The 1143-nt window shown below is 62.6% G+C and carries 1 protein-coding gene; it reads left to right on the plus strand.

What is annotated here, in order from left to right:
• On the plus strand, positions 1-1143 hold a 1143-nt coding region (locus IG178_RS24345; protein WP_193215191.1), incomplete at both ends, for an N-6 DNA methylase.

Here is a 1143-nt window from a genome sequence, read left to right on the forward strand (position 1 = left end):
GACGGCACCGAGACAGGTTCGACCTCGGGATCCCAGGGAGCCTTCGATCTGCGACTGTCCCAGATGGACGAGCTGCGGGATGCGATCTACGCGCGCATGGTCAAGAAGGTCGGCTCGCGCACGTACTGGGACCAGTGGGCCAAGGACATCGCGGTCATCGCGCAGAACCACATCATGCGGATCACCGCACTGGTCGATGACCAGGGCTCTGCGGCTTCGAAGCACTTCGAGGTGTTCCTGGATGCGTTGCGCAGAAACCTGAACGAGTCGATCACGCGCGACGGCGCGATCGAGATGCTTGCTCAGCACATGATCACCAAGCCCGTCTTCGATGCTCTTTTCGAGGACTACGCCTTCACCGAGCACAATCCCGTCTCCCGTGTGATGGATCAGATGGTCGACTCCCTCACCGCGATGAACGTGGGAGCCGAGGCCGAGTCGCTCGAGTCGTTCTACGAGTCGGTGCGCCTGCGGGCAGCAGGGATCGACAACGCCGAGGGCAAGCAGAAGATCATCACGGAGCTCTACGAGAGCTTCTTCACCAACGCCTTCCCCCGCGCAGCTGATGCGATGGGCGTGGTCTACACACCCATGGAGATCGTCGACTTCATCCTGCGTTCCGTGGATGACGTGCTGAAGCAGGAGTTCGGCCGGGCGCTCAGCGACGAGGGTGTGCATGTCCTCGATCCCTTCACGGGGACGGGCACGTTCATCGTCCGACTGCTGCAGTCCGGGCTGATCAACCCGGCTGATCTGGCGCGAAAGTACGCCTCCGAGCTGCATGCGAACGAGATCCTGCTGCTGGCCTACTACATCGCAGCCATCAACATCGAGACGACATTCCACGATCTCCAGGCGCAGACCCACGGGGTCGAGCCGGCGGCGGAGGACTACGAGCCCTTCGACGGGATCGTTCTGACGGACACCTTCCAGCTCACGGAGGACGGAGACCTCCAGGACGAGACCGTCTTCCCCACCAACAACACCCGTGCCAAGGCGCAGAAGAAGCTCGACATCCGAGTCATCGTCGGCAACCCGCCGTACTCAGTGGGGCAGACCTCCGGCAACGACGACAACGCGAACGTCCGATACCCGGCCTTGGATACTCGGGTGCGCGACACGTTCGCCGCCCGCACGGATGCC

Origin of the sequence: Neoluteolibacter marinus (genome assembly GCF_014904755.1) — a bacterium.
GTDB lineage: Bacteria > Verrucomicrobiota > Verrucomicrobiia > Verrucomicrobiales > Akkermansiaceae > Haloferula > Haloferula marina.